Annotated in this window: 12 protein-coding genes; 8 read left to right on the forward strand and 4 right to left on the reverse strand. The window is 68.7% G+C overall.

The genetic code is table 11. The features are described from left to right. Window positions 1-12: 12 nt before the first annotated feature. The 4 genes from DA69_RS00605 to DA69_RS00620 all read right to left on the reverse strand — a co-directional run bounded on the left by DA69_RS00605 (window position 13) and on the right by DA69_RS00620 (window position 5304). Entirely contained in the window at window positions 13-1668 is a 1656-nt protein-coding gene (locus tag DA69_RS00605) for an MFS transporter (RefSeq protein ID WP_419177562.1), read from the reverse strand. Between the two features lie 177 nt (window positions 1669-1845). After that, window positions 1846-3291, reverse strand: a complete 1446-nt coding sequence (locus tag DA69_RS00610) for an NAD-dependent succinate-semialdehyde dehydrogenase (protein ID WP_025977956.1) — start codon at window positions 3289-3291, stop codon at window positions 1846-1848. Between the two features lie 91 nt (window positions 3292-3382). Continuing rightward, window positions 3383-3985, reverse strand: a complete 603-nt coding sequence (locus tag DA69_RS00615) for a response regulator transcription factor (protein WP_025977955.1) — start codon at window positions 3983-3985, stop codon at window positions 3383-3385. Further along, window positions 3982-5304 carry a two-component system sensor histidine kinase NtrB gene (locus tag DA69_RS00620; protein WP_025977954.1) on the reverse strand — a complete coding sequence of 441 codons (1323 nt, stop codon included), beginning with the start codon at window positions 5302-5304 and terminating at the stop codon, window positions 3982-3984. Before DA69_RS00620 ends, DA69_RS00615 begins: the two co-directional genes overlap by 4 nt. Window positions 5305-5665: 361 nt before the next feature. Between DA69_RS00620 and DA69_RS00625 the strand changes: the two genes are divergently transcribed. The 8 genes from DA69_RS00625 to DA69_RS00660 are packed head-to-tail and all read left to right on the forward strand — an operon-like array spanning window position 5666 to window position 13799. Next, window positions 5666-6385: a TorF family putative porin gene (locus tag DA69_RS00625; protein WP_025977953.1), complete on the forward strand. Its 720-nt coding sequence runs from the start codon at window positions 5666-5668 to the stop codon at window positions 6383-6385. Window positions 6386-6435: 50 nt separating this feature from the next. Further along, complete coding sequence (locus DA69_RS00630; RefSeq protein WP_025977952.1) at window positions 6436-8436, forward strand: methyl-accepting chemotaxis protein; 2001 nt, start codon at window positions 6436-6438, stop codon at window positions 8434-8436. After that, entirely contained in the window at window positions 8436-8717 is a 282-nt protein-coding gene (locus DA69_RS00635; protein WP_025977951.1) for an STAS domain-containing protein, read from the forward strand. The genes DA69_RS00630 and DA69_RS00635 overlap by 1 nt, the downstream gene beginning before the upstream one ends. Continuing rightward, window positions 8714-9079 carry a response regulator gene (locus DA69_RS00640; RefSeq protein ID WP_003169188.1) on the forward strand — a complete coding sequence of 122 codons (366 nt, stop codon included), beginning with the start codon at window positions 8714-8716 and terminating at the stop codon, window positions 9077-9079. Before DA69_RS00635 ends, DA69_RS00640 begins: the two co-directional genes overlap by 4 nt. 20 nt (window positions 9080-9099) lie before the next feature. Beyond that, entirely contained in the window at window positions 9100-11412 is a 2313-nt protein-coding gene (locus DA69_RS00645; RefSeq protein ID WP_025977950.1) for a chemotaxis protein CheA, read from the forward strand. 28 nt (window positions 11413-11440) lie between these two features. After that, window positions 11441-11902 carry a chemotaxis protein CheW gene (locus DA69_RS00650; protein ID WP_369822400.1) on the forward strand — a complete coding sequence of 154 codons (462 nt, stop codon included), beginning with the start codon at window positions 11441-11443 and terminating at the stop codon, window positions 11900-11902. Beyond that, window positions 11899-12765: a CheR family methyltransferase gene (locus DA69_RS00655; protein WP_025977949.1), complete on the forward strand. Its 867-nt coding sequence runs from the start codon at window positions 11899-11901 to the stop codon at window positions 12763-12765. The genes DA69_RS00650 and DA69_RS00655 overlap by 4 nt, the downstream gene beginning before the upstream one ends. After that, window positions 12762-13799: a protein-glutamate methylesterase/protein-glutamine glutaminase gene (locus tag DA69_RS00660; RefSeq protein ID WP_025977948.1), complete on the forward strand. Its 1038-nt coding sequence runs from the start codon at window positions 12762-12764 to the stop codon at window positions 13797-13799. The genes DA69_RS00655 and DA69_RS00660 overlap by 4 nt, the downstream gene beginning before the upstream one ends. The last annotated feature ends 5 nt before the right edge of the window (window positions 13800-13804 follow it).

A 13804-nucleotide genomic window follows, 5' to 3' on the forward strand; every position in this document is an offset into this window, starting at 1 on the left:
AGCCGTCGCGCCTTAGTCGTGGATGTTCACGTCCTTGCCTTCCTTCACGAAGAGGACGCCGATGATCAGGGTCAGCACGGCGATGGCGATGGGGTACCACAGGCCGTAGTAGATGTTGCCCGTGGCCGCGACCATGGCGAACGCCGTGGTCGGCAGGAAGCCCCCGAACCAGCCGTTGCCGATGTGATAGGGCAGCGACATGGAGGTGTAGCGCACCTTGGTCGGGAACATCTCGACCAGGGCGGCGGCGATCGGGCCGTAGACCATGGTCACATACAGCACCAGCAAGAACAGGATGCCGATCACCCGCGGCTTGTTGACCAGGGCGCTGTCGGCCTTGGCCGGATAGCCGGCCTCGGCGAGGGCGGCGGTCAGGCCGGCGTCCCAGGTCTTCTTCTGCGCGTCGAAGTCGGCCTTGGCCATGGTCTTGCCGTTGAAGCTGTCGACCACGCGGTCGCCGATGCGCACCTGGGCCACGGTTCCGGCCGGGGCGGCCTCATTAACGTAGGTGACGCCCGCCTTGGCCAGATGGGTCTTGGCGACATCGCACGAGCTGTTGAAGACGGTCTTGCCGACGGGGTCGAACTGGAAGTGGCAGTCGGCCGGGTCGGCGACGACGGTCACCGGCGACGAGGCCGCCGCAGCGGCCAGACGCGGGTTGGCCGCCTCGGTCAGGGCGCCGAACAGCGGGAAGTAGGTCACGGCGGCCAGCAGGCAGCCCGCCATGATGATGGGCTTGCGGCCGATCTTGTCCGACAGCCAGCCGAAGATGATGAAGAAGGGCGTCGCCAGCGCCAGGGCGGCGGCGATCAGGATGTTGGCCAGGGTGGGGTCGACCCTCAGCGTCTTCTCCAGGAAGAACAGGGCGTAGAACTGACCCGTGTACCAGACCACGGCCTGACCGGCGGCCAGGCCGAACAGGGCGATCAGCACCAGCTTCAGGTTCGGCCACTTCATGAAGCTGTCCTTCAGCGGGGTGGTCGAGCCCTTGCCCTCGGCCTTCATGCGCTTGAACGCCGGGCTTTCCGACAGCTTCAGGCGGATCCACAGCGACACGCCCAGCAGCAGGATCGAGACCAGGAAGGGGATGCGCCAGCCCCATGCGACGAAGGCCTCTTCGCCGACGCTGAAACGGACGCCCAGGATCACGGCCAAGCTGAGCAGCAGGCCCACGGTGGCGGTGATCTGGATGAAGGAGGTGTAGAAGCCGCGCTTGCCCTCCGGGGCGTGCTCGGCGACGTAGGTGGCGGCGCCGCCGTATTCCCCGCCCAGCGCCAGGCCCTGGATCAGGCGCATCAGCACCAGGATGATCGGCGCGGCGATGCCGATGGCCGCATAGGGGGGCAGCAGGCCGACCACGAAGGTCGAGACGCCCATCAGCAGCATGGTGACCAGGAAGGTGTTCTTCCGTCCCCACAGGTCGCCCATGCGGCCGAAGACGATGGCCCCGAACGGACGCACCGCAAAACCCGCGGCGAAGGCCATCAGGGCGAAGATGAAGCCGGTGGTCTCATTCACGCCCGAGAAGAACTGGGCGGAAATGATCGCGGCCAGAGAGCCGTAGAGATAGAAGTCGTACCATTCGATGACGGTGCCGACGGAGGAGGCGAGAATCACCAGCCGGTCGTTCTTGTCGACCGTGTGCTCCGCGCCGTCCGCCGCATCCATGGTGCGGTCGGTCATGGGCAGTTCCCTTCCTGTGCGGCCGCGATGCGCGGCGCGTTTCCCTCGCGCCCGGCGTGCTTTGCGCCCGGCGTCGGAAGGGAGAGTGACAGCAGGAACGGCGGTTTGCGCAGACCGACCTTGGTCGAATAATTATGCTTCCCTCTCCCGATGGGAGAGGGATCAGATGCCCATGCAGAGGTATTTGATCTCCAGGTAATCCTCGATGCCGTGGCTGGAGCCCTCGCGGCCCAGGCCGGACTGCTTGATGCCGCCGAAGGGGGCGACCTCGGTGGAGATCAGGCCGGTGTTGACGCCGATCATGCCGGTCTGCATCGCCTCGGCCACGCGCCAGACGCGGCTCAGATCGCGGGCGTAGAAGTAGCCTGCCAGGCCGAAGATGGTGTCGTTGGCCAGCGCAACGCCGTCCTCTTCCGTCTCGAAGCGAACGACGCCGGAGACGGGACCGAAGGTCTCCTCGCGGCACATCTGCATGTCCTGGGTCACGCCCGACAGGACGGTCGGCTGGAAGAAGGTGCGCCCCAGCTTGTGGCGTTCGCCGCCGGTCAAAAGGGTCGCCCCCTTGGCCAGGGCGTCGGCGACGTGTTCTTCGACCTTCTTCACCGCCTTGTCGTCGATCAGGGGGCCGATCTGGACGCCGTCGTCCAGGCCGTTTCCGACCTTCAACGCTTCGGTGGCCTGGGTCAGCTTGGCGACGAATTCGTCGTAGACGGCGGCCTGGACATAGAAGCGGTTGGTGCAGACGCAGGTCTGGCCCGCGTTGCGGTACTTCGAGGCCACGGCGCCCGCCACGGCCGCGTCCACGTCGGCGTCGTCGAAGACCAGGAAGGGGGCGTTGCCGCCCAGCTCCAGGCTCATCTTCTTGATGGTCTGCGACGACTGCTCCATCAGCAGACGGCCGATCTCGGTCGAGCCGGTGAAGCTGATCTTGCGCACCGTTTCATTCGACGTCAGCTCGCCGCCGATGGCCGAGGCCGAGCCGGTGACGACGTTGAACAGGCCAGGCGGCAGGCCCGCTTCTTCCGCCAGCACGGCCAGCGCCAGCGCCGACAGCGGCGTCTGGCTGGCGGGCTTCAGCACCACGGCGCAGCCGGCGGCCAGGGCCGGGCCGAACTTGCGGGTGATCATGGCGGCGGGGAAGTTCCACGGGGTGATGGCCCCGACGACGCCCACCGGCTGGCGCAGCGTCACCAACCGCTTGGAGGCGTCGTGGCTGGGGATGACCTCGCCATAGGTGCGTTTGCCCTCCTCAGCGAACCATTCGATGAAGCTGGCGGCATAGGCGATCTCGCCCTTGGCCTCGGTCAGGCTCTTGCCCTGTTCGCGGGTCAACAGGCGGCCCAGCGCGTCCTGCTCGCTCATCATCAGGTCGAACCAGCGGCGCAGGATGCGGGCGCGCTCGCCGGCCGTCTTGGCGGCCCAAGGCTTCATGGCGGCCTCGGCGGCGGCGATGGCGCGGCGGGTCTCAGATGCGCCCATGTCGGGGACGGTAGCCAGCACCTCGCCCGTGGCCGGGTTGGTCACTTCGAGGGTTCCGCCGCCGTCGGCGTCGATCCAGCGGCCGTCGACATAGGCCTGATGACGCAGCAGACGGGCGGGATCGGACATGGGGCGGACTCCTTGGACGCAAGACACGGGACGGGGCGGGGAGCCGTCATAACGCCTCGGCGCGGACGAGGCTGCACGCCCGCGCGAAAGTCTAGACGAGCATCAGCCCCATGCGCACCAGGGCCGACAGGCTGTCGGCTTCCATCTTGGCCATGACCTTGGCGCGGAAGACCTCGACGGTGCGCGGGCTGATCTTCAGCTGCAGCGCGATCTCCTTGTTGGACAGGCCCGCGATCAGGGCGTCGAAGACCTGGCGCTCGCGCGGGGTCAGCCGTCCCAGACGCATCTGCGCCGCCTGACGGGCCTGCTGGCGCTGGTCCAGATCGTCCATCCGGTTCAGACAGGCGCGGACGGTCTCGATCAGGCGCTCGGGGTCGAACGGCTTTTCGATGAAGTCGACGATGCCGGACTTCATCATCTGCACCGCCATGGTGACGTCGGCGTGGCCGGTGATGACGATGATGGGCCAGGCGTTGCCGCGCAGCTCGATCAGACGGCGCACCAGCTCGGCGCCGTCCATGCCGGGCATCCGCACATCGGTGATGACGCAGGCGGCGGCGTCACCGGGCAGGGCGGCGAAGAAGTCGGCGCCTCCGGCGAAGCCGCGCGCCCGCACGCCGTCGGCCCGCAGCAGGGCCAGCAGGGAATCCCGGACGGCGTCATCATCGTCGATGACGAAGACGGAACGGCTCATCGCGAACCTCCCTCGTGACGGCGCAGGGCGAAGGCGAAGGCGGCGCCGCCCAGCGACGGACTGCGGCGCGCCGACAGAGCGCCGCCGTGACGCTCGACGATGGTGCGGGTGACCGATAGCCCCAGCCCCATGCCTGCCGACTTGGTGGTGGTCAGGGGCTGGAAGATGCGTTCGATATCCGCCTCGGCGATGCCGGGCCCGTTGTCCTCGACGCTGATGCGATAGACGGGCCCCTCGACCCGGCCGGTGACGCTGACGACCGCGCCGTCGGGGCGCTCCGCCGCCGCCTCGACCGCATTGCGCACCAGATTGACCAGAGCCTGCTGGAACTGGATGCGATCGGCGCGGACGTCGTCGTCCTCGGCCTCGGCGTCGAGGCGGACCTCGACCTTCTTGTCCTGGCCGATCATCTGCAGAATGGGCGCCAGATCCTCGATCATCGAAGAGACGCGCTCGCGCCCCAACACGCTGGTTTCAATGGTCAGAAGCTCGCGCATGCGGTGGATCAGCTTGCCGGCGCGAAGCAGTTGACCCTTGGCCAGGTCCAGCGGGGGCCGGGCGGGCTCGGCGACGGGGCCGGCCTTGAGCATTTCCGCCTGGCTGGCGTGCATATAGGCGGTGGCGGCGCTGAGCGGCTGGTTCAGCTCGTGAGCCAGGGTGGCGGCCATCTCGCCCAGGGAGTTCAGCCGCCAGACCTTGTTGAGCTGGGCGTGCAGTTCGCGCGCCTGCGCCTCGGCGGCGTGCGAACGGGTCAGGTCGGTCAGGGCCAGGGCGACGTGCTCCACGCCCGATCCGCCGGGGCCGGGGGTGGGCGGTATCAGGCCGAAGCGCAGGCTGAGCGGAAAGGTCGAGCCGTCGGCGCGGCGGCCGGTCCAGTAGCCGCGACGGGCTTCCAGCTGGCCCGCCTGGTCGTTGGCTTGGTGGACGGCGTCCATGTCGAACTCGGCCGTCAGATCGGAAAAGGGGCGTCCCATCGCCGCCTCGCGCGGCAGGCCGAACAGGGCCACCGCGGCGCCGTTCATCCGCTGGATCAGGCCGTCCCGGCTGAGGGTGAGGGCGGGGGTCGACAGGAAGGCGGCGTGCAGCATGGCGTCGCGCGCGGTCAGCTGGCGCGCCATGTCGCGGTCCTGACGCCAGGCGGCGATCAGGCTCAGAATCGACAGCAGGGTTAAGGCCAGCGCGATCACGAGCGCGGGTCGCGTCGGGGTCCACGCAAACGCCAGGGCCAAAACCAGACCGGCGCCCGTCAGCGTCGAGAACGCCAGAGCCGCGGCCCAGGCGTGGGGTTTGCGATGCGCGGCGACGGGGCGGCGGTCCAATGCGGAATAAATCGAAAGTCCTCCTCGCGCCCCCCGACCAAGGCCGGGATCCTTCATAACAGCGTTGTCAGAATCGAGACGTTCGGGCGTTCTAAATATTCGTTGAGAATGTTGCAATTAGCGCCCGTGATCAGCGCGATCATAGAAACCGCCGTTTCTCAGAATAACGATGATATCAGCCGTCTTGTTAACGCTATTGCTTAACTCTACAGTCTCGACGCTGGAGCGTCATGTCGTCTGCAGATGTCGATCTTGCGGTTGCAGCGTCCCTTGTTGGGACATGCGGACTTATACGTAGGCGGCAGTTTACGATTCCATACGGAAATGCCGGGCAAGACGGTCTCGCTTAAAAGAGGTCCGAATGCCCTTTCATGTTTCAGCCCCCCGCCAGAACGGCGTGCGCGGGCTTTGTACGGCGGCTCTGGTCGCGGTCGCCTGTGCTGCTGGCCCGGCGACGGCGCAGTCCGTCGATGGCCGCTGGAGCGGCCAGCGGGGCCTCGCCAGCGAATACGTCGGCAAGGGATTGGGCAAGAGCGCGGGCGATCCCAGCCTGAACGGAACGCTGGAGGCGTCTTACGGCGATCTCTACGGCAGCGTCTTCGCCTCGACCGCCCGCCTGTCTCAGGGTGCGGACGCCGAGATCGTCGCGGCTCTGGGCTGGCGGCCCAGGGCGGCGGGCTTCGCCTTTGACCTGTCGGTGATGAACCGCGACCTGCCTGGGACGCGGGCCGGCGTCGACGCCAACTATTGGGAATATCAGGCGGACGTCTCGCGCAGGATCGGGCGCGTGTCCGGGCGGCTGCGCGTCAACTACACGCCCGACGGCTTCGCCGCGACGCGGCAGGCCTGGTGGATCGAGGCTCAGGCCGCCGCGCCGCTGGGCCCGCGCGCCCGGGCCTCGGCGGCCTTCGCCGTTCGTTCGGCCGACGGCGGGGCCGACTACAACGCCTGGAACATGGGCGTGAAATACAACCTGAGCGAGCGATGGGCGATCGACGCCCGCTGGTACGACACCGACAGCCACGCCCTGGGCGAGAACTACGACGGGCGCCTGGTGGGGGCGCTCAGCTTCAACTTCTGATCGAAAGCCGGTTTCGGCTCTCAAGAGAATCTTCACGGGGGAAGAGTTAGATGGACGCCATGTTGAGCGACCTGAAGATCGAAAAGAAACTGATGGCGGCCTTTGCGGTCGTGATCCTGGCCATCGTCGCCATGGGGCTGACGGTGTTTTTGCAGATCAATGCGCTTGATGCGGCGCGGACGGATCGTTCGCGCGCGGGCGTGGTCCAGCGCGAGGCCGAGGCGGCGCAATTCTATCTGGCGCGTCAGGAAGCCAGCTACCGCGGCTTCCTGGTGTCGCGCGACCCCTATTATCTTCAGCGTGTCGAAGAGCATCGCAAGAGCTTCAACCAGAGCCTGGACCGGCTGGTCCAACTGGACCGCTCCAGCGCGGCGCAGGCGCGCGCGGCCCGCACGGCTGCGGACGAGTGGAACAAGCAGGTGGTTCAGCGCGGCCGGGTCATGGTCGCCGATCAGGCGGGCTGGATGCAGGCCATCGCCATGGTCGGCCGCGACGGTCAGGCCGACAAATTCATCGATCCGGCGGAAAGCGCGCTGGACGGACTGATCGAGAAGAAGGTTCAGGAAAGCCGCCTCTATGGCGACAAGCAGGTGTCGGCCGCCAAGACGGCCCGCATGGTGCTGATCGGCGGCCTGCTGCTGGCGCTGGGGCTGGCTGGCGGCATGGCGGTGATGCTGACCAATGTCCTGGCCAAGCCGCTGACGGCGATGACGACGGCCATGCGCCGTCTGGCGTCGGGCGACACCTCCGTTCCGGTGCCGGCCGCCGGCCGCAAGGACGAGGTCGGCCAGATGGCCGCCGCCGTCCAGACCTTCAAGGACGCTGCCATCGCCAAGGACGCCCTTGAAGCCGAGACGGCCGCTCAGCGTCGCGCGGTCGAGGAAGAGCGCGCCCGCGTCGAAGCCGAAAAGGCCAGGGCGGCCGAAGAGGACCGCATCGCCATCACCGCCCTGGCTGAGGGCCTGAATGCAATGGCTGCCGGCGATCTGACCTACCGCATCGACGTCCCCTTCGCCCCCAAGGCGGAACAGCTGAAGGCTGACTTCAACGCGGCCATTTCGCAGCTGGAGCAGGCGGTGGCCGTGGTGGTCGACAACGTGGCCGCCATCCGCTCGGGCTCGGGCGAGATCAGCCAGGCGTCGGATGACCTGTCGCGTCGCACCGAACAGCAGGCCGCCAGCCTGGAAGAGACCGCAGCGGCTCTGGATGAAATCACCGCCACGGTGAACCGGACCGCCGACGGCGCCCGTCAGGCCTCCCGCGTCGTCCAGACGGCGCGCAATGAGGCCGAGGCGTCGGGCGCAGTGGTCAGCGACGCCGTCGCCGCCATGACCGCCATCGAACAGTCTTCCAACCAGATCGGCGCCATCATCGGCGTGATCGACGAAATCGCCTTCCAGACCAACCTGCTGGCCCTGAACGCGGGCGTCGAGGCGGCGCGTGCGGGCGACGCCGGGCGCGGCTTCGCCGTGGTGGCTTCGGAGGTGCGGGCGCTGGCCCAGCGTTCGGCCGACGCGGCCAAGGAGATCAAGACCCTGATCACCGCCTCGGGCCGTCAGGTCGAGCAGGGGGTGGCTCTGGTCGGCCAGACCGGCCAGGCCCTGGGCCGCATCGTCGCCGAGGTCGCCGAGATCGACGGGCTGATGTCGGAAATCTCGGCCTCGGCCCAGGAGCAGGCGACGGGCCTGCAACAGGTCAATACCGCCGTGAACCAGATGGATCAGGTCACCCAGCAGAACGCCGCAATGGTCGAGGAATCGACCGCCGCCAGCCATTCTCTGGCTCAGGAAGCCGACGTCCTGGCCGCCTCGGTGGCGCGTTTCAAGGTCGCTCAGGGCGCCAACGGGGTCGCGGCCCCGGCGCGCGTTTCGGCCCCTCCGTCGCAAGGCCAGCCGTCGTTCAAGGCGAAGCCGGCGCCGGTCGCGGCGGACGCTGCGCCGGCCCGCACGCCCCAGCCGGTGGCCGAGACGGTCGCCGCCCTGAAGACGATGGGACGCGGCGGCGCGGCCCTGAAGGCTGAAATCATCGAAGACGGCTGGGAGGAGTTCTGATGGCGGCTGTGGTCGTTCTGGCACCGGTTCTGGACCTGCGCGCGGCCGAGCCGCTGAAGGGCGAACTGCTGGCGGCGCGCGGTCAGGCCCTGACGCTGGACGGTTCGGCCGTCGAGCGGCTGGGCGGGCTGTGCCTTCAGCTGCTGTTGTCGGCGATCCGCACCTGGCGGGCCGACGGCCAGGCTTTGACCTTCGTCAATGCCTCCGAGGCCATGACGACCCAATGGAGCGCCTTCGGCGCTTCGCTCTCCGACCTTTCCACACAGGACGCCCTGCAATGACCAAGACCGTTCTGACCGTCGACGATTCACGCACCATGCGCGACATGCTGATGCTGGCGCTCAAGGACGCGGGCTATCGCGTGGTCCAGGCCGAGGACGGCGTCCATGGCTTGGAGGTGCTTCAGGCCGAAAGCCCCGACATCGTCATCACCGACATCAACATGCCGCGCATGGACGGCTTCGGCTTCATCGAGGGGATGCGGGCGGACCCGGCGTTCAGCGCCGTTCCCGTGCTGGTCCTGACGACCGAAAGCGACGCCGCTAAGAAGCAGCGCGCCCGCGAGGCCGGGGCCACCGGCTGGATCGTCAAGCCGTTTGATCCCGTACGTCTGGTCGACGCCGTGCGCCGCGTGGCGGCGTAAGAAAAGAGGGGCGTGGGGCGATGAGCGACGATCCGTTCGAGGCGATCAAGGCGACCTTCTTTCAGGAGTGCGAGGAGCTGCTCGCCGATCTGGAAGGCAATCTGCTGACGCTGGAGTCCGGTTCGACGGACATCGAGGTCATCAACGCCGTCTTTCGCGCCGTTCACTCGGTCAAGGGCGGGGCGGGGGCCTTCGGGCTGGAGGACCTGGTCCGTTTCGCCCACGTCTTCGAGACGCTGATGGACGAGCTGCGCTCGGGCCGCAAACCGTGCGACGATGCGACCGTGAAGACCCTGCTGCGCGCCGCCGACGTGCTGGCCGACCACGTCGCCGCTGCGCGCGGCGCGGGCGCGCCCGTCGACCCGGCGCGTTCGGCCGGACTGGTCGCCGAGCTTGAGGCCCTGACCTATGGCGGGGCCGCGCCGGTTGCGGCGGCCGAGTCGGAAGAGGACGACTTCGGCTTCACGCCCGTCGCCATGGACCTTGGGGCGTTCGAGGCTCCGGCGGGCCTGCCGGATCTTCCCGACCTGCCGCCCTTGTCGGACCTGGCCGCCCTGGCGCCGCTGCCCGACCTGTCGGCGCCGAGCGCATCGCAGGGGTGGAGGGTCGTCTTCCGTCCGCATCCGCGCCTCTACGCCAGCGCCAATGAGGCGGGTCTGCTGCTGCGCGAACTGGGCCGCCTGGGCCCGACGCGGGTGCAGATGGACGACAGCGGCCTGCCGCTGCTGGATGCGCTGGAGCCGACCGACAGCCATCTGATCTGGACCATCGAACTGGACGCCGACGTCAGCGAGGCCGAGGTGCGCGAGGTCTTCGACTTCGTGGAGATGGACTGCGACCTGAGCGTCACGCCGCTGGGCGATGCGGCGCCGGTCGATGCCGCGCCCGCCGCCGCGGTCGACGAGGACGGCAGCGACGCTTCGGCCCTGGCCCGCGCGGCTGCGCCGGAACTGGACATCGCCGCCCTGCTGGCCTCGGTCGGCGCCGCGCCGACGGAGGCGCCCGCGCCTGTCGCCGTCGCGCCCGTGACCCCTCCGCCTGCCGCGCCGGTCGCGCCGTCTCCGGTCAAGCCTGCGCCCGCGCCGGCCGCTCCGGCGCCTGTGCAGGCGACGGCCCCCGCCGCTGCGGCGCCCGTGACCATCCGTGTCGATCTGGAGCGGGTGGACCGCCTGATCAATGCGGTCGGCGAACTGGTCATCCAGCAGGCCATGCTGGCCCAGCGCGTGACCGAAAGCGGCCTGGCCCGCTCGTCCGACATCGGCCTGGGTCTGGAAGACCTCGAACTGCTGACGCGCGAGATTCAGGACAGCGTCATGGCCATCCGGGCCCAGCCGGTGAAGTCGGTGTTCCAGCGGATGCCGCGCCTGGTGCGGGAGGCGGCCGAGGCCACGGGCAAGAAGGTGAAGCTGGTCACGTCCGGCGAGGACACCGAGGTCGACAAGACCGTGGTCGAACGTCTGGCCGAGCCGATCACCCACATGCTGCGCAACGCCATCGACCACGGGCTGGAAAGCCCGGCGGACCGTCTGGCGGCGGGCAAGCCGGAAGAGGGGACGGTGCGTCTGGCGGCCCTGCACCGCTCGGGCCGGATCGTCATCGAGATCTCGGACGACGGCAAGGGCATCAACCGCCCGCGCGTGAAGGGCATCGCCGTCGAGCGCGGCCTGATCGCCGAGGATGCGGTGCTGTCGGACGACGAGATCGACAACCTGATCTTCCTGCCGGGCTTCTCGACCGCCACCGAGGTGTCGGACCTGTCGGGCCGGGGCGTCGGCATGGACGTGGTGCGCCGCTCGATCCAGTCGCTGGGCGGGCGCATCTCCATCACCTCCAATCCGGGCAAGGGCTCGACCTTCACCCTCAGCCTGCCGCTGACGCTGGCGGTGCTGGACGGCATGGTGGTCGGCGCCGCCGATCAGACCCTGGTCGCGCCGCTCGCCGCCATCGTCGAGAGCCTGACCCCGAACGAGGGCGACATCCACTACGTCGGCGGCGTCGATCCCGTGCTGCGCTTCCGCGAGGCTTTCGTGCCGCTGGTGGACGTCGGCCTGGTCATGGGCTTCCGCGACGCCCCGACCGAGCTGAAGGGCGGGGTGGTGATGATCGTCGAGACCGAAAGCCGCCAGCGCGCGGCCCTGCTGGTCGACGCCATCCACGGCCAGCGCCAGGTCGTCATCAAGAGCCTGGAAACCCATTACCGCCACGTCGAGGGCGTAGCCGCCGCCACCATTCTGGGCGACGGCCGCGTGGCCCTGATCCTCGACATCGACGCCCTTGTGACCGCCAAGCGTTCCCGAACTCCGTCGCGTTCCGACCTGCAAATGGCGAGCTGAGACCATGACCCCGACTGAACACCAGACCCTGACCCCCAATGTCGCCGGGACCGACCGCGAGCTGATCGCCTTCCGCATCGGCGAGCAGGAATTCTGCGTCGACATCATGAGCGTGCGCGAGATCCGCGGCTGGACCCCGGCCACGCCCTTGCCGCGCTCGCCCGCCTATATGAAGGGCGTCATCAACCTGCGCGGCGTGGTGCTGCCGATCATCGACCTGGGCGCGCGCTTCGGCCTGGTCACGAACGAGCCGACCGAGCGGCACGTCATCATGGTGGCCCATGTCGGTTCGCGCCTGGTCGGCCTGCTGGTCGATGCGGTGTCGGACATCGTGCAGCTGTCGGACGCGGCCATCCAGCCGACGCCGGACGTGGCCAGCGAACAGGTGAAGTCCTTCGTGAAGGGCATCTTCGCCGTCGAGGGCGGCCGCATGATCAGCCTGATCGACCTCAACAACGTCCTGCCGGAAGGCGAGGCCGAAGCCGCATGACGACCGTCGCCGGGCGCGAAGCCCTGGTCGAAGGCGAGTTCGTCTTCACGGCCGAGGATTTCCGCCACATCGCCCAGACCCTGCACGCTCACGCAGGCATCGCCCTCAGCGAAGGCAAGGCGGCGCTGGTCTATTCGCGCCTGGCCAAGCGGCTGCGCGTGCTGGGGCTGCGCAGCTTCCGCGACTACTGCGCCCTGATCGACGGGGCGCAGGGCGTGGACGAGCGCCAGGCGATGATGGCGGCCCTGACCACCAACGTCACCCGCTTCTACCGCGAGCCGCACCACTTCGATCACCTGCGCGACAAGGTGATGCCGGAACTGGCCGCCAAGGCGCGGGCGGGCGGGCGGGTGCGCCTGTGGTCCGCCGCCTGTTCGAACGGGCAGGAGCCCTATTCGATGGCGATGACGGTGCTGGACGTCCTGCCGGAAGCGGCGGAACTGGACGTGCGCATCCTGGCCACCGACATCGACCCCAACATGGTCGCCGAGGGCGCGGCGGGCGTCTATTCCGACGATCTTCTGGCCCCGGTCCCGGCCGCGTCGCGCAAGCATTTCACGCCGGTCGCGGGCGCGCCGGGCCGGTTCAGCGCCGATGCGACGCTGCGCCGTCTGGTGGCGTTCAAGGAGCTGAACCTGATCGGCGACTGGCCGATGCGCGGCCGCTTCGACGTCATCTTCTGCCGCAACGTGGTCATCTATTTCGACGACGCGACCCAGGAGCGGGTCTGGGGCCGGTTCACGCCGATCCTGAACCCCGGCGGCGTCCTCTACATCGGTCACTCCGAGCGGGTGACGGGACCGGCGGCGCAACAGCTGCAACCCGCCGGCCTGACCACCTACGTCAAGGGCGCGGGGGCATGAGCGCGGTCTCGGTCCTGGTGGTGGACGACAGCGCCACCATGCGCAGCCTGATTAGCGCCGTCCTGCGCCGCGATCCGGAGATCAACGTGGTCGGCACGGCCGCCGATCCGCTGGAGGCGCGCACCAAGATCAAGGAGCTGAACCCCGACGTCATCACCCTGGACGTCGAGATGCCCAATATGAACGGGCTGGAGTTCCTTGAGAAGATCATGCGGCTGCGGCCCATGCCGGTGGTCATGGTCTCGACCCTGACCCAGGCGGGGACCGACGTGACCCTGGCGGCGCTGGAGGTCGGCGCCGTCGACGCCGTGGCCAAGCCCGCGCCCGGCGTGCCCGCCGCCGAAGCCTTCGCCGACCTGGCCGAGAAGGTGAAGGTCGCCGCGCGGTCTCGTGTTCGTCCGCTGGAGGACCGCGCGGTTCGGGGGCACGAGGGCGTCTATCACGCGGACCCCAATCATGTGCTGGCCATCGGTTCGTCCACGGGCGGGGTCGAGGCCTTGCTGACCATTCTGTCGGCCTTTCCGGCGGACTGCCCGGCGACGGTCGTCACCCAGCACATGCCCGCCAGCTTCACCAGGAGCTTCGCCGCCCGCCTGAACAAGGTCTCGGCCGCTACGGTCAGCGAGGCCGAGGACGGGGCGCCGCTGAAGCCGGGCCATGTCTACATCGCGCCGGGCGGCGAGGCCCATCTGGCCGTGTCGGGCGGGCGTTGCCGCCTGGTCGCCGCCGATCCGGTCAACGGCCACCGCCCCTCGGTCGACGTGCTGTTCGGCTCGATCGCCCAGCTGGGGCGGCCGATGACGGGCGTCATCCTGACCGGCATGGGCAAGGACGGGGCCAAGGGCCTGCTGGCCATGCGTCAGGCCGGCGCCCGCACCCTGGGCCAGGACGAGGCGTCCTGCGTCGTCTACGGCATGCCCCGCGCCGCCTTTGAGCTGGGCGCCGTCGAGCGTCAGCTGCCGCTGTCCCGCATGGCTTCGGCCATTCTCGAATCCTGCGCCGCCCGTTCGGGCGCGCCCCAGTCTGTTGCGTAAGGACG

This window comes from Brevundimonas naejangsanensis, from assembly GCF_000635915.2.
GTDB classification, from domain to species: domain Bacteria; phylum Pseudomonadota; class Alphaproteobacteria; order Caulobacterales; family Caulobacteraceae; genus Brevundimonas; species Brevundimonas sanguinis.

Bases quoted from the DNA above. Each gene is read 5' to 3' on its own strand.
- DA69_RS00610 (WP_025977956.1), bottom strand. From the start codon at position 3,291: ATGTCCGATCCCGCCCGTCTGCTGCGTCATCAGGCCTATGTCGACGGC.
- DA69_RS00630 (WP_025977952.1), top strand. From the start codon at position 6,436: ATGGACGCCATGTTGAGCGACCTGAAGATCGAAAAGAAACTGATGGCG.
- DA69_RS00660 (WP_025977948.1), top strand. From the start codon at position 12,762: ATGAGCGCGGTCTCGGTCCTGGTGGTGGACGACAGCGCCACCATGCGC.
- DA69_RS00645 (WP_025977950.1), top strand. From the start codon at position 9,100: ATGAGCGACGATCCGTTCGAGGCGATCAAGGCGACCTTCTTTCAGGAG.
- DA69_RS00605 (WP_419177562.1), bottom strand. From the start codon at position 1,668: ATGGATGCGGCGGACGGCGCGGAGCACACGGTCGACAAGAACGACCGG.
- DA69_RS00640 (WP_003169188.1), top strand. From the start codon at position 8,714: ATGACCAAGACCGTTCTGACCGTCGACGATTCACGCACCATGCGCGAC.
- DA69_RS00625 (WP_025977953.1), top strand. From the start codon at position 5,666: ATGCCCTTTCATGTTTCAGCCCCCCGCCAGAACGGCGTGCGCGGGCTT.
- DA69_RS00635 (WP_025977951.1), top strand. From the start codon at position 8,436: ATGGCGGCTGTGGTCGTTCTGGCACCGGTTCTGGACCTGCGCGCGGCC.
- DA69_RS00655 (WP_025977949.1), top strand. From the start codon at position 11,899: ATGACGACCGTCGCCGGGCGCGAAGCCCTGGTCGAAGGCGAGTTCGTC.
- DA69_RS00615 (WP_025977955.1), bottom strand. From the start codon at position 3,985: ATGAGCCGTTCCGTCTTCGTCATCGACGATGATGACGCCGTCCGGGAT.